The organism is Streptomyces sp. NPDC085927 (genome assembly GCF_044540975.1).
Lineage (GTDB): Bacteria > Actinomycetota > Actinomycetes > Streptomycetales > Streptomycetaceae > Streptomyces > Streptomyces hirsutus.
In genome coordinates this window covers 38,802-62,282 of the sequence record NZ_JBITSN010000001.1, presented here as the reverse complement: position 1 = coordinate 62,282, position 23,481 = coordinate 38,802, and the positions used below count along the sequence as shown (strand labels likewise).

Below are 23,481 nucleotides of genomic sequence, written 5' to 3'. Positions count from 1 at the left end.
GGGGTGCCCCCGGCAGCGGAGCTGTTGGGGGAGGGTGAACGTCGCGTAGCCGGGCGCCGGACACGCGCGTGCTCCCCCGGACGAGGTCCGGGGGAGCACTGTTGCCATGGGCCTGTGGATTGCCTCAGGGGCGCACGGGTCTGTGGATTACCTCAGACCGCTGTCGATGGCGGTGGCCAGCTCACCGTTCGCGGTGTCACCGCTGAACTCCCAGAAGAAGGCGCCGCCCAGGCCCTGGTTCTTGGCCCAGCTCATCTTGCCGGCGATGGTGGCGGGTGTGTCGTAGGACCACCAGTTGCCGCCGCAGTGGGCGTAGGCCGTGCCGGCGACGGTGCCGGTGGCCGGGCAGCTGTTCTTGAGGATCTTGTAGTCCTCGATGCCGGCCTCGTAGGTGCCGGGCGCCGGGCCGGTGGCCGCGCCGCCGGGGGCGGCCTGGGTGACGCCGGTCCAGCCGCGGCCGTAGAAGCCGATGCCGAGCAGCAGCTTGCTCGCCGGGACGCCCTTCGCCTTCAGCTTGGAGATCGCGGCCGCGGAGTTGAAGCCGTCCTGCGGGATGCCGTTGTACGAGGTCAGCGGCGAGTGGGGGGCCGTGGGGCCGTCCTTGTCGAAGGCGCCGAAGTAGTCGTAGGTCATCACGTTGTACCAGTCGAGGTACTGGGCGGCGCCGCCGTAGTCGGCCGCGTCGATCTTGCCGCCCGAGGAGCCGTCCGCGGTGATCGCGGCGGTGACCAGGTAGTCCTTGCCGAACTCGGCGCGCAGGGCCTGGGAGAGGTTCTTGAACGCCGCCGGACCGCTGGTGTCGCAGGTGAGGCCGCAGGCGTTCGGGTACTCCCAGTCGATGTCGATGCCGTCGAAGACGTCGGCCCAGCGCGGGTCCTCCACGACGCCCTTGCAGGACTTGGCGAAGGCGGCCGGGTTCTGCGCGGCCTGGCCGAAGCCGCCGGAGTAGGTCCAGCCGCCGAACGAGTACAGCACCTTGATGTGCGGGTACTTCGCCTTCAGCTGGCGCAGCTGGTTGAAGTTGCCGCGCAGCGGCTGGTCCCAGGTGTCGGCGGTGCCGCTGACGGACTGGTCCGCGGTGTAGGCCTTGTCGGTGGCGGCGTAGGCGTCGTCGAGCTTGCACTGGCCGTTGACGACGTTGCCGAACGCGTAGTTGATGTGCGTGATCTTGGCGGCCGAGCCGGACGTCACCAGGTTCTTGACGTGGTAGTTGCGGCCGTAGACGCCCCACTCGGTGAAGTAGCCGAGTTTGACCTTGTCGCCGGTGGGCGGCGGTTCCTCGGTGTTGCCGGTGGTGCGGATCCGCACCGAGCCGCTGACCGGGCCGGTCTGGTCGGCGGTGTCACGGGCCTGCACGCTGTACGAGTAGTCGGTGCCCTTGCTCAGGCCGCTGTCCGTGTACGAGGTGCCGGTCACCGTGGCGACCCTGGCACCGTCGCGCAGGACGTCGTAGTTCTTGACGCCCTTGTCGTCGGTGGCCGCGGACCAGGACAGCCGTACCGAGGTGTCCGTCACGTTGGAGGCGGAGGGCGTGCCGGGCGCGGAGGGCGCCTTGTCACCGGGGACGGAGGTGCCGTCGCAGCTGCCGCCGTTGAGCTTGCAGCCGGCGGGAGCACCGGTGCCGGAGCCGTTGAAGCCGAAGCTGATGGAGGCACCGGGGGCGAGGGTGCCGTTCCAGGACTTGTTCTTGGCGGTCCAGTGGTTGCCCGAGGACGTCACGTCGGCGTCCCAGGCGGAGGTGACGGAGGTGCCGGAGGGGAAGTCCCACTCGACGGTCCACGAGTTCAGGGCGGTGGTGCCGGTGTTCTTCACCGTCCACTTGCCCTCGAAGCCGGAGCCCCAGTCCTGGGTCTTGGCGTAGGTGGCGGTAGCGGAGGTCGCGGCCTGGGCGGGGCTCGCGAGGGCGACGAGGGCGGAGAGGGGGAGGAGGAGGGTGGCGAACCCGGCCACGGCTCTGTGTCTGAAGCGCATGCTGCGCCTCCTTTGTGGTGACGGATGTCGTCGGGGGTATGACTGAGCCATCACACCCGCGGTGCCGTGAGGATAGAAAGGTCTGGACCACGGGTCAATAGGTCTGGACCACTAAGCCGTTATGGCCCCTGGACACCCAACTCCTGCGCCAGTACCGCGGCTTGCACCCGGCTGCGCAGGCCCAGCTTCCCCAGCAGGCGGCTGACGTGCGTTTTCACCGTGGCCTCCGCCATGTCGAGGCGCTCGGCGACACCGGCGTTGGACAGACCCTCGCCGAGACAGGCCAGCACCTCCCGTTCACGCCGGGTGAGGGAGCCCAGCACCGCCGGATCGGCCGTGGACGCGCGGGCGGGCTTCGCGGCGAACTCCGCGATCAGCCGCCGGGTGACGGCCGGGGCGACGATTCCCTCACCGCGCGCCACCGTGCGCACGGCCGCGATGAGGTCCTTCGCCTCCGTGTTCTTCAGCAGGAACCCCGAGGCGCCGGCCCGCAGCGCCCCGAAGACGTACTCGTCGAGATCGAAGGTGGTCAGCACCAGCACGTCGGCGAGTTCCTCCGCGACCACCTGCCGGGTGGCCGACACCCCGTCCAGGCGGGGCATCTGCACATCCATCAGCACCACGTCCGGCCGCAGCTCACGGGCGAGCGCCACCGCCCGCTCACCGTCCGCCGCCTCGCCCGCCACCTCGATGTCGGGCGCACTGCGCAGGATCAGCACCAGTCCGGCACGGACGGCGGACTGGTCCTCGGCGACCAGGACGCGGATCATTCGGTCTCTCCTCGGGGGGTGGGCGCGGAGGTGGTGGCCGTGGCGCCCGCGGGGGTGTCGGTGAGGGGCAGGCGGGCGCGCACGACCCAGACCTTGGGGTGCGCGGGGTCTGCGCCGTCCTCCGGGCCGGCCCCGAAGGTGCCGTGCAGCAGGGCGACCCGCTCCCGCATCCCCACCAGACCGGCCCCGGAGCCCGGGGCGCGCGGGGCGTCCCGGCCGCCGTACGGACTGACCACGCGGATGTCCAGGGCGTCGGCCGCACGGCGCAGCCGCACGGTGACCGGCCCCTTGTCGGCGTGCTTCAGCGCGTTGGTCAGCGCCTCCTGCACGAGCCTGTACGCGGCCAGCTCCACCGGCGGCGGGACAACGCCGTGCCCGGCGTCGGGCAGGGGATCGAGGACGACCTCCAGGCCGTTGGCGCGGGCCCCCTCCACCAGGGCGCCGAGACCGTCCAGGGTCGGGGTGGCGGCCGGCTCCCGGTCGTCGGCGCGGTCGCGCAGGATGCCGATGAGACGGCGCATCTCGGCCAGTCCCTGGACGCTGTTCTCCCGGATCACGGTGAGCGCGTTCCGGGAGGCGTCCTCGTCGTCCAGGGAGAGCGCGGCCGTGGAGTGAATGGCGATCGCGGACAGGTGGTTGGCGACCATGTCGTGCAACTCCCGCGCCATCCGCGCGCGTTCCGCGGTCACCGCCTGGGTGCGGTCCATCTCGGCCAGCAGCGCGGTCTGTTCGGCGCGCAGCCGGGCGGCCTCGGCGGCCTCCCGGTGGTTGCGCACGATCAGCCCGGTCGACGCGGGCGTGAACGCGACGCCACCGATGATCAACCCGACCAGCAGCGCCTCGGGCACCCGCCACAGCGCGTACGGCACCAGTGTCCCCACGACCGTGAGCAGCGCGGTGAGCCGGGGGAGGAGACGGGCGGCGGCGGGGGTGCCGTAGAGGACGGCGGCGTACATGAGGTCGGTGTACATGATGATCGTGGCCAGGCTGCCCTGGGTGAGGCAGTCCGCGAGCAGCGCCGCGGTGCCGGTGAGCAGCGCGGTGCGCGGTGCGCTCCGGCGCAGCAGCTCGCAGCCGGCGATCACGGCGAGCGGGAGCAGGACCGGCCACCGGCCGTCGAAGACCACGTAGCTCGCGTCGGCGGGCCGCATGCCCAGCCCGATGCCCCACAGCAGCAGCCCGCCGAGCAGTCCGGCGAGCGACGCCCACACGTCGAAGCGGTGGGACCGGGGTGGTCGTAGGGCCATGACCCCATCCAACACGCTGCGCGCGGCCGCCGCCTGATGCCCGAGAACGTTCCTCGGGGCCGCTGGACTGCATCTTTCGATGTACAGGCAGTTCGTCGGCGGCGACGGCGCCGACGGCCGGTGCGCGCGGGAGCCTGAAAGAGTGACCGAGAGGAGCGAACCGTGATCGTCGCCTTGATCGCCGCCTGTGAGATCGGCTTCTGGGTGCTGCTGGCCGCCGGACTGGCCTTCCGCTACCTGCTGAAAATGCCGCGCACCGGCCTGGCGCTGCTGCTGTGCGAGCCGCTGCTGGAGGTCGTCCTGCTGGTCGCCACCGCGGTCGACCTCAGGAACGGCGCCGAGCCGGGCTGGGCGCACGGCCTGGCCGCGCTCTACATCGGCTACACCGTCGGGCACGGCCACCGCACCGTGAAGTGGCTGGACGGCCATGCCGCCCACCGCTTCGGCGGCGCCCCGAAGCCGGCCGGACCGCCGCGCTACGGAACGGCCCGCGCCCGGTACGAGACGAAGCTGTGGCTGGGCACGCTGGCGGGCGCCGCCGTGGCCGTCGCGCTGCTCCAGCTCGCCGTCTGGTACGTCGGTGACGCGAGCCGTTCCGGCCCGCTGGAGGACTGGCGCTTCGCCGCCCTGCGCATCGCCGGGATCCACGGACTGGTGGCGCTGGCCTACTGGATCTGGCCGAAGAAGGCCCCGGCGGGCGGGTCCCGGACCGGGACGGACATCGCCGAGGAGCGTGTGGGCCGATGACCCGGGCGTCCAGGAATCTTTCCGCGGGGGCCGCCACGCTGGTGGCGGGCCTGGGGCTGTGGCTGTTCGCCGAGGGAGTGGACCTGCCGGTGGTCACCCCCACCAAGGCGGGGGTGGTGATGATGTGCGTCGGCGGTGCGGAGTTCCTGCTGGGTTTGTACCGGGCCGCGCGGACCTCGGCCGGGTCCCGGTAGGGCTCAGCGCTCCCCGCCCGGCACCCACAGTACGTCGCCGGTCTCCTTGTTGGCGATGCGCGCCAGGATGAACAGGAGGTCGGAGAGACGGTTGAGGTAGGTGGCGGTGAGGGGGTTCATCGCGTCGCCGTGCGCCTCCAGCGCGGCCCATGTGGAGCGCTCCGCGCGGCGGACCACCGTGCACGCCTGGTGGAGCAGGGCGGCGCCCGCCGTCCCGCCCGGCAGGATGAACGAGCGCAGCTTCTCCAGTTGCTCGTTGAAGCGGTCGCAGTCCGCCTCCAGCCGGTCCACGTAGAACTGCTCGACCCGCAGCGGCGGGTACTCCGGGTTCTCCACGACCGGCGTCGACAGGTCCGCGCCCACGTCGAACAGGTCGTTCTGGACGCGGGTGAGGACCTGGGCGACCTCCGTCTCCAGGCCGCCCAGGGCGAGCGCCGTGCCGATCACCGCGTTCGCCTCGTTGGCGTCGGCGTAGGCGGAGATCCGCAGATCGGTCTTGGGGACCCGGCTCATGTCACCCAGGTTCGTGGTGCCCTTGTCGCCGGTCCTGGTGTAGATACGCGTCAGATTGACCATACGGCCCACCTTAGTTGCGCCCCGGCGCGAACGGTGCGGCGGCAAGGCGGGTCCCAAGACCCCGACGGGCGGACGGGTCCGGGTGCCACGACGGGCGGGTCCCGGTGCGGGCCCGCCCGTCGTGCCGTCCGGCTCCGGTGCGCCGGGCCGGTCCGTCAGATCCCGCAGGTGGGGGCCGACCAGTACGGCGACGGGTCGTGGGCCACGTGGACGTGGTCGTTGTGGCCGGGGTAGCCGGGGCCGAGGATCTCCGAGAAGCCGTGGGTCCTGCTCTGCTTGGCGAGGGTGCAGAAGCTCGGCGAGCCGACCAGGTCGGCCGCGTCGCCGTAGAGGTGACGGCTGGTCGAGGAGCCGCCGACCGCGTCGTTGCAGGCGTAGGAGCGGAAGCCGCTGGAGATGGTGATCGGCACATCACCGAGCTGGCGCCGCATGGCCTCCAGCTTCCACATGGTCTTCAGGGCGTTCGCCCTGGCGGTGGCCGCCGGGACCGCGCCGCCCGACCAGGTGGAGTTGCACTTGTTGAGTTCGGCGTAACTGAAGTGGACCGGTGTGCAGTCGGAGTCCTGGAGCGCGTAGATCTTGTTGTAGGTCGCCGGTCCGGCCGCGCCGTCCGCGGTCAGCCCGTAGGCCGCCTGGAACTTCTTGACGGCGGCGGTGGTGCGGGCGCCGTACTGGCCGTCGTAGGAGAGCCGTTCGCCCGAGGTCACCCAGCCCGCGACCCGGATCTGCAGCTGGGTCACATCGCTGCCGGAGGACCCCTGGGACAGGGAGCGGTTCCAGGTGTAGCAGTCGTCGGCGTGCGCCGTGCCCGCGGTGGCACTCACACCGAGGACCGTACCCGCCATGACCATGACAAATGAGAGAAGGATGCGTGCCGTGCGTCCGAGCATGAGGGCCTCCCGGCCGTCGGTCGGTGGATGAGGGGGTGCCGCCGGCCGGACGGCGACTGCCGACCAGCGTGCGCCACGCAGCTACGCGCGTCAACAACGCGTTGATGAATCCGAGGAGTTGGCGACGGGGGGATCCGGTGAGCGGATCGTGCCGCCCGCCACCGGCCGGGGTGGCGCCGGAGCCGGGAACGGTACGGTCCTCGGGCGTGACGGGTGTCTCACGGCGTGAGACGTGACACGCATTACTAACCCCTCACACATCCGCTCGCGGACGCTAATGTCCGCGAGTAACAGACATGAACAGTGCGTGAGCGTTTCGAAGGGGAGTCGCACAGTGGCACGGAAGCTCGCCGTCATCGGGGCCGGCCTCATGGGGTCCGGAATCGCCCAGGTCTCCGCCCAGGCGGGCTGGGACGTCGTTCTGCGCGACGTCACCGACGAGGCGCTCACGCGAGGTACCGACGGGATCAAGTCGTCGTACGACAGGTTCGTGAGCAAGGGCAGGCTCGAGGCCCACGACGCCGACGCGGCCCTCGCCCGGATCACCGCGACCACCGACCTGGACGCCTGCGCCGACGCGGACGTCGTGGTCGAGGCGGTCTTCGAGAAGCTCGAGGTCAAGCACGAGATCTTCCGGGCCCTGGACGGGATGGTGCGCGACGACGCCGTCCTCGCCTCCAACACCTCCGCCATCCCGATCACCAAGATCGCGGCCGCGACGCGGCGTCCGGAGCGGGTCGTCGGCGTCCACTTCTTCTCGCCGGTGCCGATGATGCAGCTGTGCGAACTGGTTCGCGGCTACAAGACCAGCGACGAAACCCTCGCCACCGCACGGGAGTTCGCCGAGTCGGTCGGCAAGACCTGCATCGTCGTCAACCGCGATGTGGCCGGCTTCGTGACCACCCGCCTCATCTCCGCCCTCGTCGTCGAGGCCGCGAAGCTCCACGAGTCGGGTGTGGCGAGCGCCGAGGACATCGACCTGGCCTGCAAGCTGGGCTTCGGTCACGCCATGGGACCGCTGGCCACCGCGGACCTGACCGGCGTGGACATCCTGCTGCACGCCACCGGCAACATCTACGCCGAGTCCCAGGACGAGAAGTTCGCCGCCCCCGAACTGATGCGCCGGATGGTTGACGCGGGTGACATCGGGCGCAAGAGCGGGCAGGGCTTCTACACGTACTGATCATCCCGAACACCCCGGTCGGTCACACGCAGGGGTGAATTCGGTATCGGTTCGCTTACACGGGGCAACCTCTGCGGGCTCCACACAGTCAGAGGTTGCATCACCGGCATTACGAAACGTGGAGCACGAGACGCACGCACCGGGGAGCGCATATGCACATCAGGGGCGACCACGCCGAGCTGGTCGTCGGGGGCCGCCTCGACGTCCGCAGCGCGGCGGACGCCCGTACGGTCCTGCACGCGGCCGTCGACGACGGAGTCGGAGACCTGCTGCTGGACCTGTCCGAACTGGACTCCTGGGACGCCACCGGACTCGGCGTGATCATGGGAGCCCACCGGCGGGCCGGCCGCTGCGGCCGGCGTCTGGTGCTGCGCGACGTACCGCCGCAGATGCAGCGCCTGCTGGTGGCCACCCGGCTGCACCGGATCCTGGCGATCGAAGGAGGTATCGGGGTGGACACGCTGCCCCGTGTGTGAGGCGCGGGACGGGGGCCACCGGCCGGGGCCGGACGGACGGGCGGACCCGGGCAGACCTCGGCGAACCGCGCCACCCGCGCACAATCCTCACGAGACCGTGACGTCCCGGACCGCCCGGCACCCCGAGCTGTCGTAGATACTGAACGAAGGTTTAGGGTTCGGCTGCCCGCTGCCTTGCAACCCTCGAGCGGGACCGGACCAGAAGCGACAGCGTGGTGTGCAGCGACGCCGGAAGTCCGACGACAGGACCCAGGCACACAACGCTTTTGGGGGGCTAGGACCTATGGACCCGAACAACCCGGGACCCGAGGAGTACGGTCGCGACGGCGACGGGCACGCGCCGAGCCGGCGCCCGCCCAGGGATCCCCTCGCATCCGACTTCGGACCGCCCGCGCTCGCCCGCGCGGTGCAGCTCGTCTCCGGTGATTTCCTGCTCACCGTCAACCCCGTCGACGGCAGCGAGATAGAGCCCTGCCCGCCCGCCGAGCGGCCCGCCCGCCCGGCGAAGCTGACGGAGGCCGAGCGCGCCGGGACCGACCGCGCCGCGCAGCCGCCCGTCCCGCCGGGGCCCGCGCAGCCCGTGCTGCCGCTGCTGGCCCGTCAGGACGAGCGCGAGAAGCTGGTCCGGCTGCTCGCCCGCGGCCGCTCCGTGCTCCTCACCGGGCCCGCGGGCTCCGGCCGCACCCGGCTGCTCGACACCGTCGCCGAGGACTGCGCGGACCTCGCCCCCGACGGCGTCGTCCGTCTGAACGGCCACCGCCGCAGCAGTGACGACCTGCTGTACGACCTCTTCTACGCCGTCCACGGCGCGCCCCTGCACCGGCCCGGCCGGGACGAACTGGCCGACTGCCTGCGGGAGGTCGGCGCGGTCGTCGTCCTGGACGACCTCGGGTTCGGCGGCGCCGCCCTCGACGAACTGCTGGACGCCACCCCCGAGTGCGCCTTCCTGCTCGGCGCCACCCCGGACGTGCCGGCCCCGTCCGCCGGCTCCGGGCTCGAGGAGGTCACCCTCGACGGCCTCGACCGCGCGGCCGGCCTGGAACTGCTGGAGCACGCCGTCGGCCGGCGCCTCACCGAGGACGAGTCGAACTGGGCCGGCGACCTCTGGTTCGAGTCCGAGGGCCTGCCGCTGCGCTTCGTCCAGGCCGGCGCCCTGCTGCGGCAGCGCGACCGGCTGCGCGTCGGGACCAGCGCCGTCGACGAGTTCGGCGTCTTCGAGGACACCCCGCCCGAGGACCTGCCCGACGGCGCCGTCGAGGGCGACGAGATCCCGCTGCCCTCGCTCGGCGAGGCGGCCGCCCCCGCCCCGCTGCTCGCCTCCCGGCTCAGCACCTCCGCCCGCGCCACCCTGCGGTTCGCCGTCGCGCTCGGCGGCGAACTCCCGCACCAGGCACACCTGCCCGCGCTGGTCGGCGACACCCACGCCGACGCCGCTCTCGGTGAACTGGCCGCGTGCGGACTGGTCTCCGCCGTCGGCTCCCGCTACCGGCTCGCCGCCGGTGTGCCGGCCCAGCTGGAGGCCGCCGGGTACACCGACGACATCGAGGCACAGGCCCGTACCGCCGCCCAGCACTACGCCTGGTGGACCGGGCACCCCTCGGTCACCCCGGAGCGGGTCTGCGCCGAGGCCGACGCCGTGCTCGCCGCGCTCGGCCTGCTCTCACCGCTCACCTCGGCCGACGGCGAGGGCGAGCCCAGCACCGCCGTGCAGCTGGCCCGCTCCGCGGCACCCGCGTTCGCCGCGGGCCTGCACTGGAGCGCCTGGGAACGGGCGCTGCGGGCCGGCGCCGAGGCCGCCCGGCACGCCGGGGACGTGACGGAGGAGGCCTACTTCCACCACGAGCTCGGCATCCACGCCCTGTGCACCGGCGACCTCGACCGCGCCCGCGCCGAGCTGGAGGCCTCCATCGGCCTGCGCGGGGCCCTCGCCGACAAGCGCGGCACCGTCGCCGGACGCCGCGCGCTGGCCCTGGTGGCCGACCGCTCGGGCATTCCGATGCCGCTGCTGCCGACCGTGGGGGAGGAGGTGCCCGAGGCCCACTACGAGGAGTCGGTGTCGCCGCCCCGCGGGGTGCCGACCGCCTTCCCGGAGCTCCAGCCGCCCGCCGACGCCGGGCTGATCGTCCACCGCACCGCGCCCGTGTCCCGGCCCGCGCCCCCGCACAAGGCGGGCGGCGGACTGAAGGGCCTGGCCCGGCGCAACCTCGTGGCGGCCGGTGCGGGCGCGCTGCTCGTCGCCGTGCTGGGCACGGTGGTCACCCTCGGCGCCACCTCGGAGAACGACGCGGGCACCCCGTCGGGGGACGTCGGCGTCAACCCGTCCGCGAGTCAGGGCGTCGACGACGGCAACCTGGGTGCCGACCCGCGGGCCGACGAGAACGGCGACACCGGGGACGCCACCAGCCGGCCGACCGACCCCGGCCCGGACGGCACTTTCGGCACCTCGGACGACCCGACGCCGACGGCCACCGAGTCGGGCGAGCCCTCGGACGACCCGAGCGGCACGAAGGAACCGGACGATCCGACGACCGGCCCCAGCCCGACGAAGCCCGGCAAGCCGCCGACGTCGTCCAGCAAGCCGCCGACCTCCAACGAGCCGACCGGGCCCACGGACGACCCGACCGAGCCCACCGAGGAGCCGACCGAGCCGACGACCGACCCCACCGAGCCGACGGAGGATCCGACGGAGGGGCCCTCGTCGCCGGAGACGACCAACTCGGCGAGCGGCCCCGCCCCCTCCGCCCCCACGGAGACGGAGTCGGAGGCGAGCAGTTCGGCGAGCGCCCCGCAGAGCAGCGACGAGGGCACGCCCAGCGGCTCCGGGACGACCGTGATCTGACGGACGTACGCGCGAAGGGCCGGACTCCCGAGGGGAATCCGGCCCTTCGCACGTGCCGTGGCGCCGCCACGCGGTGACGGTCAGAACAGGCGCAGCTTGTCGTCCTCGATGCCCCGCATCGCGTCGTAGTCGAGGACCTGGCAGCCGATGCCCCGGTCGGTGGCGAGCACCCGGGCCTGCGGCTTGATCTCCTGGGCGGCGAACACACCGCGCACCGGGGCGAGATGCGGATCGCGGTTCAGCAGCTCCAGATAGCGCGTGAGCTGCTCGACACCGTCGATCTCACCACGCCGCTTGATCTCCACCGCGACGGTCCGCCCCTCGGCGTCGCGGCAGAGGATGTCGACAGGGCCGATGGCGGTCATGTACTCGCGGCGGATGAGGGTGTAGCCCTCGCCGAGCGTTTCGATACGGTCCGCCAGCAGTTCCTGGAGGTGCGCTTCCACGCCGTCCTTGATCAGGCCGGGATCGACCCCCAGTTCGTGCGAGGAGTCGTGGAGGATCTCCTCCATCGTGATGATGAGTTTCTCGCCCGCCTTGTTGACGACGGTCCAGACCCCCTCCTCGTCGCCGGTGCCCTCCTTGAGCGCACAGGGCGGCGACATCCAGTTCAAGGGCTTGTAGGCCCGGTCGTCGGCATGGATCGACACGCTGCCGTCCGCCTTGACCAGGATCAGACGGGGTGCCGAGGGCAGGTGCGCGGTGAGCCGCCCGGCGTAGTCCACGGAGCAGCGGGCAATGACGAGACGCATGGTCGGCAACGCTACTCGACGGGCCGGGGTCGATGCGATTCGCCCTCACGGGCACCGGGCCGGCGGACGCGCGCAGCACCGCGGCGGGCCCCGCAACGGCAGCCGCACAGCCCTCGCGGCCGACTCACAGGAACCCCTCAAGTCCCTCGAGACACGTCCTGTATCTCCTGGAAAACGCGTGTTCGGCGATGGCCGATTACCGGCCTACAGGAAGTCCCGCATCCGGGGATTCGCCTGGTGCGGTCACGGCCCGTTGCTTACGGTATTGAACGGGAGGTCGCGATGTGTGCACGCAGCGTGTCGGAATTTGCGAGCTCCCGTATCTGTCAGGCAACCCCCGCACCCCGGGGGTGCGAGAGGAGAACCCATGTCGCTCGACGTCTCACCGGCCCTACTCGAACAGGCCGAGCGAGGCGAGGTCGACGAAGCTGACTTCGTCGACTGCGTCCGGACCTCCCTGCCCTACGCGTGGGAGATGATCAGTTCCCTGGTGGCTCAGCTGAAGGTCGACGGTGGAGAGTTCGCCGACAACCAGACGCCCCCGCCGGACGAGCAGGCACGCGGCCAGCTGCTGCGTGCGCTCGCGAGTGACGCGATCCGCGGAGCGCTGCAGCGGCACTTCGGTGTCCGGCTGGCCTTCCAGAACTGCCACCGGGTGGCCGTGTTCCCGCTGGACTCCTCGGTCGACGAGAGGCTGGCCAAGTTCACCTCGGTCCGGGGGCAGCTGCTGAACCAGTCGCCGGAACTGCGCGACTGCTGACGTACCACGTCGATCGCTTGCCGTCCCGTACGCGGGAGGTGCGGTTTTCGCACCGGGGCGGCAAGCCGTCATCGGACCCCCGGCTCGTTCAGGGCCTGTCGGCGAGTTGGGGGATCACCTCGGATCCGAGCCGCCGTACGTTCTCCTCGGTCGCCGCGAGGTCGCCGGACCCCTCGACGAACAGCGCGAACCGGGAGATGCCGGTCCGCTCGCTGGTCGCGGCGAGCCGGTCCGCGCACAGCCGCGGGCTGCCCACCGGGTGCAGCCCGCAGAGCAGTTCGGTGTAGGCCAGCGGGTCACGCATCCGACGCTCCCGGCCGTCCACCGTGACATGGGCCCCGAGCCCCTGGTGCAGCCAGCCCGGCATCGCCTTCAGCAGCGCCTCCGTCGCGTCGGTGCTCCGGTCGGCGATCTGGCAGACCCCGGCCGACACGTGGGACGCGCGGTGGATCTCCGGCGCCGGCCTCCCGCACACGCGTGCGTGGCGCTGCCACAGGGAGACCATCTCGGCCTTCTCCTCGTCCCCGACGTGCATGCCGAGCAGCATCGGCAGCCCGCGCTCGGCGGCGAGCCGCACGCTCGCCGGAGAGGTGCAGGCGACCACGACCTCGGGGCCCGGGGCTTCGGTGAGGGCCTCCGACGGGCGTGGGACGACGGGCACTTCACGGAAGCGGTACCGCTCCCCGTCGGCCGCGACGGACGGTTCGCGCAGCCAGCGCACCAGCAGATCGAGCGATTCCGGGAAGCCCTGCTCGTACGCCTTCAGACCGGCTCCGAACACCTCCAGGTCGACCCACGGCCCGCCGCGCCCGACACCCAGCGAGAACCGTCCGCCGCTGGTGACGTGCAGCAGCGCGGCCTGTTCGCCGAGCGCCACCGGGTGGACGGTGGGCAGCACGCTCACCGCCGTACCGACCCGGATGCGGCGGGTGCGGCCGAGCAGTAACGCCGCCAGGGTGATCGCCGACGGGCAGGTGCCGTACGGCACGAAGTGGTGCTCGCCCAGCCAGACCGCGTCCAGGCCCGCCTCCTCCGTCAGTTCGGCGCAGCGGACCGCTCGGTGCAGTGCCTCCCCTTCGCCCTGCCCGGGGAACTGGGCGCCCAACACGAAACTTCCAACGTGCATTGCTTTCCTGCTTCCTTGGCTCCGACACGGAGCTCCCCCGCAGGGCATAACCGTCTGACACGTGCCGAGGACACGGTCGGGAGGGGGATTTTACGGATTGTCTGCAGAATGGGCGGTTCCGGAGCCGGTGTTGCGCTGCCGTGAAGGGAGGCTTGTGATGATTGGTTCCATGCGCGTACCCGGCTTCGCCCCGCGTAGGCTGGATGCGGTCCCTGCATCCTGTATAGCCCCGTGAGGTGTCCTGTGTCCCCGCGTCGCAACCGAGCCAAGGGAGCCGGCTCGTCCGGCCGGAGCGCCGAGGACGACCGGTCCGGGCGCTACGGCGGCTGGCAGTCCACGGAGAGCTGGCGCGACGAGGAGTGGAACGTACGGCACGTGGCGGGGGCCAGTGCCCAGGGCAAGGCGTACCGCTGCCCCGGCTGCGACCAGTTGATCCCGGACGGGGTACCGCACGTGGTGGCCTGGCCGGAGCACGCGGGGGTCGACGGCCGCCGGCACTGGCACAAGGCCTGCTGGAACGCCAAGGACCGCCGCACCACGCGGGTGCAGCGGTCCCGTAACGCGCCGAGGTTCTGAGGGCCGCCGGGCCCTCGCGGCCCGGGGCGGGGCCCCGGGCGGGCCCTAAACGTCCCGCTTGCCGAGCAGCGCGAAGGCGCCGCCGGTCACCACGGCCGTGAGCCCGATCATGATCCACAGCGGGTCCCAGCCGGACGGGCCGGACGTGCTGAGGGAGTTGGAGTAGAAGATGCTCAGCTGGTTCGGGATGGAGTACTCGAACAGCGCGACGCGCACGTCCTCCAGCGAGGAGGCGAACATGAACATCGCGATCACCAGCGGGGCGAGCACGGCACCGATCATGAGGGTGATGGCGCCCGCCGAGTGCCGGACGACCGAGCCGACGGCCAGCGAGAGCGTGCCGAGCAGCGCGACGTAGAGCGAGACGCCGACGGTGGCCTTCAGCCACTCGCCCCCGGTGGGTTCCCCCGCGTTGTTGCCCTTCAGCATCGCCACGTGCAGGAACGCGACGGCCGTCACGGACACCAGCGTGACCACGAAGGCGATCAGGAAGAACACCAGGGCCTTCGCCGCGAGCACCCGGCCGCGTGAGGGACAGGCGACCATGGTGGTGCGGATCATGCCGGTGCCGTACTCCGAGGCCGTGGTCAGCACCCCCAGCGTGATGATGCACATGATGCCCAGGAGCAGGCCGAAGAAGCCCATGGACAGCGCGTTCTCACCGCCGAGATCCGGGTCGGTGCTCGCCACCACCAGACCGGTCAGCAGACCGATGCCGACGACGAGCAGCACGAACACGCCCAGCGTCCACATCGTGGAGCGCACCGACTTGATCTTCGTCCACTCGGAGGCGAGCGCATGCCCGAAGTGGGTGCGCACCACCGGGATCGGCGAGGTGTAACCGGGGTACGCCGAGCCGGAGGCGGGGTGCGCGGCACCGGGCGCCGCCCCCCATGCGGGCGCGGCCGGCTGCGTCGGGGGCTGGGGCGTGCTCATCGGGCGTCCTCGGGCTTGGTCACGTCGGAGCCGGCCGGGCCGGCGGGGGCGGCCGGCGACGCGGCCGGAGCGGCTGCCGGGGCGGCCGACGGGGGAGCGGCCACAGCGGCGCTCCGACCGGGCTGCGGTACGGGCTGGGCGTACGGGTTGGCCACCGGGGTCACCGGCGCGCCCGGAACCGCTCCAGGGGCGCCCGGAGCGCCGTACGGGCCCGCCGGGGCCTGCGGTGCGCCCGGCGGCGCCGCGAAGTGCTGACCGCCCTGCTGGGGCGGCGGCGGGGCGTACCAGCCGGGCTGGCCCTGCCCCGGCACCGGTACCGGCGGCTGCATGCCCGGCGGGAGCGGCTCCTGGAACCCCTCCTTCTGGTCGGTGGTCGAGCGGTAGTCGACCACGCCCTGCGTCATCCGCATGTACGCCTCCTCCAGCGAGGCCTGGTGCGGCGACAGCTCCCACAGCCGTACGCCGGCCTCGTGGGCGATGTCGCTCAGGCGGGGCAGCGGCAGTCCCGTCACCCGCAGCGCGCCGTCCTGCTCGGGCAGCACATTGCCGCCCGCCTCGGTGAGCGCGGCGGACAGCTTCTCGCGCTGCTGCGGCTCGGTGTCCGGGGTGCGCACCCGCGCGAAGTCGGCGGAGTTCGCGGAGATGAAGTCCTTCACGCTCATGTCGGACAGCAGCTGCCCCCGCCCGATCACGATGAGGTGGTCGGCGGTCAGCGCCATCTCGCTCATCAAGTGGGAGGAGACGAAGACCGTGCGGCCCTCCGCGGCGAGCGACTTCATCAGGTTGCGCACCCAGAGGATGCCCTCGGGGTCGAGCCCGTTGACCGGCTCGTCGAACAGCAGCACCTGGGGGTCGCCGAGCAGCGCGGCGGCGATGCCGAGCCGCTGGCCCATGCCCAGGGAGAAGCCCTTGGAACGCTGCCGCGCCACCTCGTGCAGCCCGACCACGCCCAGCACCTCGTCCACGCGGCGGGCCGGGATGCCGGAGAGCTGGGCCAGGCTCAGCAGATGGCTGCGCGCGGACCGGCCGCCGTGCACCGCTTTGGCGTCCAGCAGCGCGCCGACCTGCCGGGCGGCGTTGGGCAGCCTGCGGTAGGGATAGCCGCCGATCGTGACGTGGCCCGCGGTGGGGTTGTCGAGACCGAGGATCATCCGCATCGTCGTCGACTTGCCCGAGCCGTTGGGGCCCAGGAAGCCGGTGACGGCGCCGGGCCGCACCTGGAAAGAAAGGTTGTACACAGCGGTTTTGTCGCCGTACCGCTTGGTCAGGCCGACTGCCTCGATCATGCTCCGCCCCATCGAGAGGTTCAGGACAACGGGGGCGCACGCCCCCGTAAGGGTTAGGAGGATATCGAGAGGCTGACGGTTCCGCCCAAGGCGAGGTAAAAACCGGGCCGCTCCTCCGCGCCCCCGGGCCCTTGCGTCCGGAGCGTGCCGGGCGCGCGGGGCTCCGGCACGCTCCGGACGAAAGGCCCTACGCGTCGCGCTTCTTCAGCAGCAGGTAGCCGCCGGCGAGCGCCGCGACCACCCACAGCACCATAATGCCGAGGCCGCCCCAGGGCCCGTACGGGGTGTCGTCGTCGAGCGGCGGCACCACCTGCAAGATCCTGCTGCCCGCCTGGTCCGGCAGGAACCGGCCGATCTTCTTCGTCGCGTCGACGTTGCCCAGGATGTTGGAGATCAGGAAGAAGAACGGCATCAGGATGCCCAGCGACAGCATCGGGGAACGCAGCATCGTGGCGACGCCCATCGAGAACACCGCGATCAGGGTCATGTACAGGCCGCCGCCGATCACGGCCCGCAGCACGCCGTCGTCCCCGAGGGACGCCTTGTGCTCGCCGAGCACCGCCTGTCCGAGGAAGAAGGCGGCGAAGCTGGTGGCCATACCCACGACGAACGCGAGCGCGGTCGCCACCCCGAGCTTGCCGGCCAGGAAGCTGCCCCGCTGCGGCACGGCCGCCAGCGAGGTGCGGATCATGCCGGTGCTGTACTCGTTCGACACCACCAGCACCCCGAACACGATCATCGCCAGCTGACCGAGACTCATCCCGGCGAAGCTGATGAACGTCGGGTCGAAGGCGATCCGGCTCCGGGGGCTCATGGTGTCGAACTCGTTCGCCGACAGCGCCGAGATCAGCATGCCGAGCGCGATGGTGACGACCACCGCCAGGGAGAGCGTCCACATGGTGGACGCCACCGACCGGATCTTGGTCCACTCGGACCGGATGACCTGCGCCGCCGCCATGCTCAGTCCTTCTTCCAGCCGTCGCCCCACTGCTGCGGGGGCGCGGGCGCGTCGGAGTGCGCGTGGTACTCCACCGACTCCGCGGTCAACCGCATGAACGCCTCCTCCAGGGAGGCCCGCTGCGGGCTCAGCTCGTGCAGCACCAGCCGGTGCCGGGCCGCCAGTTCCCCGATCTGCTCCGCCCCGGTGCCGTCCACTTCCAGCGTCGCGCCTCCGCTCTCCACGACCGTGAGGCCGGCCCCGTGCAGCACGTCCAGCAGCCGCTCCCGCTGCGGAGAGCGGATCCGGACGTACGCACGGGAGTTGTGCGCGATGAAATCGGCCATGGAGGTGTCCGCGAGCAGCCGGCCCTGCCCGATGACGACCAGATGGTCCGCCGTCAGCGCCATCTCGCTCATCAGGTGGGAGGAGACGAAGACCGTGCGGCCCTGTGCCGCCAGGGTCTTCATCAGGGTGCGGATCCAGTGGATGCCCTCGGGGTCGAGCCCGTTGACCGGCTCGTCGAACATCAGGATGCGCGGGTCGCCGAGCAGCGCGCCGGCGATGCCGAGCCGCTGGCCCATGCCGAGCGAGAACCCCTTGGCCTTCTTCCCCGCCACCGACGACAGCCCCACCGTGTCCAGCACCTCGTGCACCCGCTGCCGAGGGATGCCGTTGCTCTGGGCGAGGCACAGCAGGTGGTTGAAGGCGCTGCGGCCACCGTGCATGGCCTTGGCGTCGAGCAGGGCGCCGATGTACTTCAGCGGGTCCTTGAGCCGGTCGTAGTGCTTGCCGTCGATCCGGACGTCACCCGCGGTGGGCCGGTCCAGGCCCAGCATCATCCGCATGGTGGTGGACTTGCCCGCGCCGTTGGGACCGAGGAAGCCCGTGACGATGCCCGGTCTGACGGTGAACGTCAGATGGTTGACCGCCACCTTCTCGCCGTACCGCTTGGTCAGCCCCTCGAGCTCGATCATGCCGCCACGCTAGAACGGGACAAAGCCCCCTGCCACCTCAGTGGCAGAGGGCTTCGCCGATGTTCAGCCACCGTATTCCGGCCGGTAACCGGAACCGCTGGTTACCGGGTCTGCTGGGCCGGAACCCCGCGGGAGGCGGTCTCCTCCTCGGCCGGCGAACCGGCCGCTGCCACTGCGGCGCCCGTGAGCGTCGCCAGCATCTCGCGGACGTTGGTCAGCTGGGCGTTGATGGAGTCGCGGCGGTTGGTCAGCGCGGCCAGCTCCCGCTCGGATTCCGAACGGATCCGGTCGGCCTTGGCGTTGGCGTCGGCCACGATGTCCTCGGCCTGGCGCTGGGCGGTCTCCACCGTCTGGCGGGCCCGGCGCTCGGCGTCCGTGCGCAGCTTCTCGGCCTCCAGACGCAGCTGCTCCGCCCGGTGCTCGATCTCGGCGAGACGCTTCTCGGCCTTGGCCTGACGCGACGCCAGGTCGCGCTCGGACTGCTCGCGGCGCTTGGCGAGGTTCGTCTCGAAGTCGGCGGCGGCCTGCGCGGCCTTCGCGCGGGTCTCCTCGAAGAGGGCGTCCGCCTCCTCGCGCTTGGACTGGGCGTCCTTCTGCGCGTCCGACCGCAGCTGCGAGGCCTCGCTCTGCGCCTTCTCGACGATCCGGGCACCGTCGTCCTCGGCCTTGGCCTTGCGCTCGGCGGAGTACGACTCCGCGTCGTTGCGCACCTGCTGGGCGGCGGACTCGGCGAGTTCGCGGTGCTGCTCGGCCGCGCGCCGAGCCTCCTCGCGGAGGTCCTTCGCCTCCTCCTCGGCCAGGCGCAGGATCTTCTCCACGCGCGCGCCGAGACCCGCGTACGACGGCTCGGCGTCGGTGACCTGGGCCTGGGCGTTCTGCGTCTCGAGGTGGAGCTCTTCGATGCGCTTTTCCAGAGCGGTGATGCGGGCGAGAGCGCTGTCACGGTCGGAGACGAGCTTGGAGATTCGTTCGTCCACCTGAGCGCGGTCGTATCCACGCCGCACAAGCTCGAAGCCGTAGGGGGAAGTGTCGCTCATGGGGTTCCTGTCGAATGAGACCGGTGAGGTGATAGGGGGAATCCTAGGGGCCGAAGCGCTGTGTCATCGAGCGGATGCGCGTTTGATACGGAGAATGACACCCCTTTTGAGTGGCTGGCCCCCGGAGTACTTGCCAAGTGCATGCTCAAACCCCCTGACCAGCAAGGGATTTCACCTGCTGACAGAGGGTTTCTCACGTCATCGAAGATTTCTGCCCGGTTAGCCCCCAAGTATCCTAACTGTCCGAAGACTTGCTCCGCTGGCCGGGTGTACCGGCCGTCGCGGCCGCCTTCACCCCGTGGTCCTTTCCGCCGCCCGGCGTCTCGAACGACTCCAGCGCCTCCAGGACGTCCTGCACGCGCGAGATCTCGGCGTTGATGTCCTCGCGCCGCCGCACCAGGACATCCAGCTCGCGCTTGCCCTCCTCGACCGTGGCCCGCGCCTCGCGGATCGCCTCGGCCTTCAGCTCCTCGGCCTCCTTGACCAGTGTGGCCTTCTTCTGCTCGGCCTCCTTCAGGAGACCCTCGGCCTTCTTCACCGCGGCGATGCGCACCTTGCCCGCCTCGGAGTTGGCCTCGGACACGATCTCCTTGGCCTTCGCCTGCGCCTTGGCCAGCTGCTCCTCGGACGCCTTGATCAGCGCGTCGCAGCGGTCGCCGGTGGACTTCATCGTCTCGGCCGCCTCACGACGGGCCCGCTCGTGCAGCTCCTCGATCTCACTGGTGATCCGGTCCCGCAGCTCCTCGGCGCGCTCCCTGATCCGGGTCGCGTCCCGACGGGCCCCGACCAGCAGCTCGTCCGCGTCCGTGCGGGACTTCTCCACCCGGGAGTTGCCCTCGACCGTCGCCTCGGCGACGAGCCGGTCGGCCTCCGTGCGGGCCGCGCCGACCATCGAGTCGGCCTGGGCCTCCGCGTCCGCGGTGGTCTTCTGCGCCTGCTGCTGCGCCTCGGTGAGCAGCTTGTCCGCCTCGGCGGCGGTCTCCGTGATGAGCGTGTCGACCTGCTCGGCCGCCTCCGAACGCCGCTTGTTGGCCTCATTGCGGGCCTCGTCGAGGGTGCGCTCGGCCTCCTCGCGCGCGGACGTCACCAGCCGCTCCGCCTCCCGCTCCGCGTCGGCCTTGACCCGCGCGGACTCGGTGCGGACCCGCTCCGCGTGCTGCTGTGCCGAACCGACCGTCTGGGACGCCTCGGCCCGCAGCCGCTCCGCGTCGCCGGACGCGTCCGAGATGAGCTTCTCGGCCTTGGCCACCGACTCCGTACGCACCCGGTCGGTCTCCGCGATCGTCTCCGCGGTGAGCCGCTCCGCCTCGCTGCGCGCCTCCGTGATGAGGGTGTCCACCTGGGCCGCCGCGTCCGAACGGATCCGGTTGGCGTCCTCCCGGGCCTCGGCCCGGGTGTGCGACGCGTTCCGCTCGGCCTCGGCGACCGCGTCCGACGCCTCCGTACGCATCCGCAGGCTCTGCTCGGAGACCTCCGAACGGACCCGGTCCGCCTCGGTGATCGCCTCGGACACCGTGCGCTCGGCGAGCGCCTTGGCGGCCTCCGTCTCCTCCTGCACCGCGCGCCGCATCCGGGCGGCGTCCTCGCCGGCCCGCTCCCGCTCCGCGTAGGCGTCGGACCGGACCCGGTCCGACTCCTCCTCCGCCTCGCGGCGCATGCGGTCCGCCGCGTGCTCGGCGGCCTGGCGCAGCCCGGCGATCTCGTCCTGCGCCTGCTCCTGCAGCCCCGCGACCGAGTCCCGCACCTGCTGGGCGTTCTGCTCGGCCGCCGACACCATCTCGGTGGCACGCCGGTCGGCCTCCTCGACCAGCCGTACGGCCTCGGCCTGCGCCTCCTCCACCCGCTTGCGCGCCGAGGCCAGCAGCTCCTCGCTCTGCTCCCGGGCCCGCTCGCGCTCCTGGTCGGCCTCCGTACGGGCCGCGCCCAGCAACTCCTCGGCCTCGCGCCGACGCCGGGCGGCCTCCTCCTGCGCACCCGCCAGCGTCTCCTGCGCCTCCGCGCCGAGCCGCTCGGCGGCGGCCCGTGCCTCGGCCCGCATCCGGTCGGCGCTCTCCTGCGCCTCCGACTTCAGCCGCTCCGCCTCCGCCGAGGCCTCCGACCGCAGCTGTACGGCCACGGACTCGCCCTCCGCGCGGGACGCCGCCGCGTCCGCCGCGGCCTCGTCGCGCAGCCGCTCCGCCTCCGCCTGCGCCTGCTGCCGGAGCGAACGGCTCCGCTCCGCGGCCTCGGTGCGCAGCCGCTCGGCCTCGTCCGCGGCCTCCCGGCGGATACGGCCCGCCTCCTCGCGGGCGTCGCTCAGCGCCTGTTCGGCCGAGGCGAGCCGCTCCTCGGCCTCCGTGTGCAGCCGGGTCAGCTCCTCGGCGGCCTCCTCGCGGCGCGCGGCGACGGCCCGCTCGGTCTCCTCGTGGACCTCGCGCGCGGCCCGCTCGGCGTCCTCCTTGACCGCGTCGGCCTGCTCGGCGGCCTCCGCGCGGTGGTGCTCCGCCTCCTTGCGCGTGCGCTCCAGTGTCTCCTCGGCCTGCCGGCGCAGCGTCGTGGCGCGCTCGATGGCCTCGGTGCGGACCTTCTCGCTGTCCGTCTGCGCGGTGGAACGCAGCTCGTCCGCGTCCGCCTTCGCCTTGGCCAGCAGCTCCTCGGCGGACCGGGCCGCCTCCTCGATCTGCGACACGGCCTGCTTACGGGCCTCCGCGCGGATCTTCTCGCCCTCGGCGACCGCGTCGGCCCGCAGGTGCTCGGCCTCGCCACGCAGCCGGCGGGCCTCCTCCTGGAGCTCGACCGTCTTGGCGCGGTACTCCTTGGTGTCGTCCTTCGCCGCGCCCTTGAGCTGCGTGGCGATGTCGTGCGCCTCGGCGCGCAGCCGGTCCGCCTCCGCCTCGGCCTCGCGGCGGATCCGCTCGGCCTCCTCGGTCGCCTCCCTGGTGGTCCGCTTGGCTTCCTCCGAGGCCTTGTTGAGCACGTCCTCGGCGGTCTTGGCCGCCTTCGACAGCTGGGTGGCGCTCTCCTCGGCGGTGATCGTACGGGCCTTCTCGGCGGCCTCCGCGACGATCTTCTCCGCCTCGGCGCGGGCGTCCGCGACGACCTGTTCGGCGTCCGCCTTGGTGGTCTCGGCTTCCTTGGTGGCCTCGCTGACCAGCCGGGCGACCTGCTCCTTGGCCGTGCGCGTACGGGTCTCGTTGGCGGACTCGGCGGAGGCGAGCGCCTTCGACGCGGCCTCCTTCGCCTCGGCGAGCACCTTGTCCGCCTCGGAGCGGGCCTCGCGCAGCGCCTCCTCGGCGGCGGCCATGCGCTGCTCGGCGGCCTTGGTGAGCTCCTGGGCCTCGCGGCGGGTGGACTCCGACTCGCTGGCCGTCGACGACCGCACCTGCTCGGCGTGGTCGGTGGCCTCCTGGGCCTGCGTGGAGGCGGCGGCCAGCAGCCGCTCGGCGTCCGCGCGGGCCCGGCGCAGCGTCTGGTCGGCTTCCGCGCGGGCCGCCTCGGCCTCGCTCCGCAGCCGGTGACGGGCCTCGGCGGTCACCCGTTCGGCCTCCGCGCGGGCCGCGGTCAGCGCCTGCTCGGCCTCCGCGCGGGACTCGTCGAGCAGCCGGCGGGCCTGCTGCTCGGAACGGGCCCGCACCTGTTCGGCCCACGCCACGTTCTCGTTGACGTGCGACTCGACGGTCTGCCTGCGCTCCGCCAGCTCCTGGTCGAGCTGCTGGCGCCGGGTCACCGCCTCCTGGTGCAGCTCCGACTGGAGCCGGGCCGCCTGCTCGGCGTGCTCCTGGAGGATCCGCTGGGTCTGCGCCCGCACCTGGCTCAGCTCGCGCTCCGCGTCCGCGCGGAGCTGGTCGGCCTGCATCTGCGCGTTGCGCAGCAACTGCTCGGCCTGGTAGCCGATGTCGCCGCCCTCGTAAGCGGGCCGGGACATGATGGTGCGCCGCGCCTCGTGCAACTTGGCGCGCAGCACCTCGACCTGGTAGCCGAGGTCGTCGGCGTGCTGGATCGCCTTTTCCCGCTCGGTCTTCAGCCGCTTCATCTCGGCTTCGAACCGAGAGAGGTGGTCGACGTCAGCCGCCGGATCTCGCTCCTGGCTCTCGTAGCCACGCACTGCGCGGTCCCATCCGTCCCCTGGTCGCAACTCTGGCCGAGTCCCGTCCGTCCGCCGAACGGGACCCCCGGGGAATGGTGTCAGATCAACGGAGGAGCATGCGCTGCTACCCCCGCG

Annotated in this window: 19 protein-coding genes and 1 pseudogene; 7 read left to right on the top strand and 13 right to left on the bottom strand. The window is 72.0% G+C overall.

Features of this window, described 5'->3' with window-relative positions:
* Positions 1 to 147: 147 nt before the first annotated feature.
* The 3 genes from ACIF80_RS00280 to ACIF80_RS00270 form a co-directional block, all read right to left on the bottom strand.
* A complete protein-coding gene (locus ACIF80_RS00280; RefSeq protein ID WP_399797417.1) occupies positions 148 to 1,971 on the bottom strand; it encodes a glycosyl hydrolase family 18 protein in 1,824 nt (607 codons plus the stop codon).
* A 119-nt stretch (positions 1,972 to 2,090) separates the two neighbouring features.
* Positions 2,091 to 2,741 (bottom strand): response regulator, encoded by a 651-nt coding sequence (locus ACIF80_RS00275; RefSeq protein WP_399797415.1) that lies wholly within the window; start codon positions 2,739 to 2,741, stop codon positions 2,091 to 2,093.
* A complete protein-coding gene (locus tag ACIF80_RS00270; protein ID WP_399797413.1) occupies positions 2,738 to 3,988 on the bottom strand; it encodes a sensor histidine kinase in 1,251 nt (416 codons plus the stop codon). Before ACIF80_RS00270 ends, ACIF80_RS00275 begins: the two co-directional genes overlap by 4 nt.
* A 162-nt stretch (positions 3,989 to 4,150) precedes the next feature.
* Here ACIF80_RS00270 and ACIF80_RS00265 point away from each other — a divergent pair, with 162 nt between their 5' ends.
* Both ACIF80_RS00265 and ACIF80_RS00260 read left to right on the top strand, forming a co-directional pair.
* Entirely contained in the window at positions 4,151 to 4,735 is a 585-nt protein-coding gene (locus tag ACIF80_RS00265) for a hypothetical protein (protein ID WP_399797410.1), read from the top strand.
* On the top strand, positions 4,732 to 4,929 hold the full coding sequence (locus ACIF80_RS00260; RefSeq protein ID WP_055625857.1) for a DUF5708 family protein: 198 nt from the start codon (positions 4,732 to 4,734) through the stop codon (positions 4,927 to 4,929). The genes ACIF80_RS00265 and ACIF80_RS00260 overlap by 4 nt, the downstream gene beginning before the upstream one ends.
* A 3-nt stretch (positions 4,930 to 4,932) precedes the next feature.
* Here the strand turns inward: ACIF80_RS00260 and ACIF80_RS00255 are convergent, their stop codons facing one another.
* Together ACIF80_RS00255 and ACIF80_RS00250 are read right to left on the bottom strand one after the other, a co-directional pair.
* Complete coding sequence (locus ACIF80_RS00255) at positions 4,933 to 5,505, bottom strand: cob(I)yrinic acid a,c-diamide adenosyltransferase (RefSeq protein WP_399797407.1); 573 nt, start codon at positions 5,503 to 5,505, stop codon at positions 4,933 to 4,935.
* 155 nt (positions 5,506 to 5,660) lie between these two features.
* Complete coding sequence (locus tag ACIF80_RS00250; RefSeq protein ID WP_399797405.1) at positions 5,661 to 6,395, bottom strand: D-Ala-D-Ala carboxypeptidase family metallohydrolase; 735 nt, start codon at positions 6,393 to 6,395, stop codon at positions 5,661 to 5,663.
* Between the two features lie 334 nt (positions 6,396 to 6,729).
* On the opposite strand from ACIF80_RS00250, the gene ACIF80_RS00245 reads away from it, so the two are divergent.
* The 3 genes from ACIF80_RS00245 (at position 6,730) to ACIF80_RS00235 (ending at position 10,893) form a co-directional block, all read left to right on the top strand.
* The gene (locus ACIF80_RS00245) at positions 6,730 to 7,578 is read left to right on the top strand and encodes a 3-hydroxyacyl-CoA dehydrogenase family protein (RefSeq protein ID WP_399797402.1); all 849 of its coding nucleotides are present in this window, start codon (positions 6,730 to 6,732) and stop codon (positions 7,576 to 7,578) included.
* 152 nt (positions 7,579 to 7,730) lie between these two features.
* On the top strand, positions 7,731 to 8,054 hold the full coding sequence (locus ACIF80_RS00240; protein WP_055593451.1) for an STAS domain-containing protein: 324 nt from the start codon (positions 7,731 to 7,733) through the stop codon (positions 8,052 to 8,054).
* Positions 8,055 to 8,337: 283 nt separating this feature from the next.
* Positions 8,338 to 10,893 carry an ATP-binding protein gene (locus ACIF80_RS00235; RefSeq protein ID WP_399797399.1) on the top strand — a complete coding sequence of 852 codons (2,556 nt, stop codon included), beginning with the start codon at positions 8,338 to 8,340 and terminating at the stop codon, positions 10,891 to 10,893.
* Between the two features lie 80 nt (positions 10,894 to 10,973).
* On the opposite strand, the gene nucS is transcribed toward ACIF80_RS00235, so the two are convergent.
* Positions 10,974 to 11,645: an endonuclease NucS gene (gene nucS / locus ACIF80_RS00230; RefSeq protein WP_055625852.1), complete on the bottom strand. Its 672-nt coding sequence runs from the start codon at positions 11,643 to 11,645 to the stop codon at positions 10,974 to 10,976.
* 367 nt (positions 11,646 to 12,012) lie between these two features.
* On the opposite strand from nucS, the gene ACIF80_RS00225 reads away from it, so the two are divergent.
* Positions 12,013 to 12,405 carry an SCO5389 family protein gene (locus tag ACIF80_RS00225; RefSeq protein WP_042167610.1) on the top strand — a complete coding sequence of 131 codons (393 nt, stop codon included), beginning with the start codon at positions 12,013 to 12,015 and terminating at the stop codon, positions 12,403 to 12,405.
* An 88-nt stretch (positions 12,406 to 12,493) separates the two neighbouring features.
* Here ACIF80_RS00225 and ACIF80_RS00220 read toward each other — a convergent pair whose 3' ends face one another.
* Complete coding sequence (locus tag ACIF80_RS00220; protein WP_399797396.1) at positions 12,494 to 13,531, bottom strand: LLM class flavin-dependent oxidoreductase; 1,038 nt, start codon at positions 13,529 to 13,531, stop codon at positions 12,494 to 12,496.
* Positions 13,532 to 13,774: 243 nt separating this feature from the next.
* Between ACIF80_RS00220 and ACIF80_RS00215 the strand changes: the two genes are divergently transcribed.
* Positions 13,775 to 14,107 (top strand): ATP/GTP-binding protein, encoded by a 333-nt coding sequence (locus ACIF80_RS00215; RefSeq protein WP_399797393.1) that lies wholly within the window; start codon positions 13,775 to 13,777, stop codon positions 14,105 to 14,107.
* 45 nt (positions 14,108 to 14,152) lie between these two features.
* On the opposite strand, the gene ACIF80_RS00210 is transcribed toward ACIF80_RS00215, so the two are convergent.
* The 6 genes and pseudogenes from ACIF80_RS00210 to scy form a co-directional block, all read right to left on the bottom strand.
* A complete protein-coding gene (locus tag ACIF80_RS00210; protein WP_399797391.1) occupies positions 14,153 to 15,043 on the bottom strand; it encodes an ABC transporter permease subunit in 891 nt (296 codons plus the stop codon).
* Positions 15,043 to 16,329: pseudogene (locus ACIF80_RS00205) on the bottom strand (ATP-binding cassette domain-containing protein); the annotation flags it as partial. The gene ACIF80_RS00210 and the pseudogene ACIF80_RS00205, both read right to left, overlap by 1 nt.
* A gap of 187 nt (positions 16,330 to 16,516) precedes the next feature.
* Entirely contained in the window at positions 16,517 to 17,287 is a 771-nt protein-coding gene (locus tag ACIF80_RS00200; RefSeq protein ID WP_399797388.1) for an ABC transporter permease subunit, read from the bottom strand.
* 2 nt (positions 17,288 to 17,289) lie between these two features.
* A complete protein-coding gene (locus ACIF80_RS00195) occupies positions 17,290 to 18,243 on the bottom strand; it encodes an ABC transporter ATP-binding protein (RefSeq protein WP_399797385.1) in 954 nt (317 codons plus the stop codon).
* A 101-nt stretch (positions 18,244 to 18,344) separates the two neighbouring features.
* A complete protein-coding gene (locus tag ACIF80_RS00190; RefSeq protein ID WP_399797383.1) occupies positions 18,345 to 19,280 on the bottom strand; it encodes a cellulose-binding protein in 936 nt (311 codons plus the stop codon).
* A 235-nt stretch (positions 19,281 to 19,515) separates the two neighbouring features.
* On the bottom strand, positions 19,516 to 23,364 hold the full coding sequence (scy, locus tag ACIF80_RS00185) for a polarized growth protein Scy (RefSeq protein ID WP_399797381.1): 3,849 nt from the start codon (positions 23,362 to 23,364) through the stop codon (positions 19,516 to 19,518).
* Positions 23,365 to 23,481 lie beyond the last annotated feature (117 nt).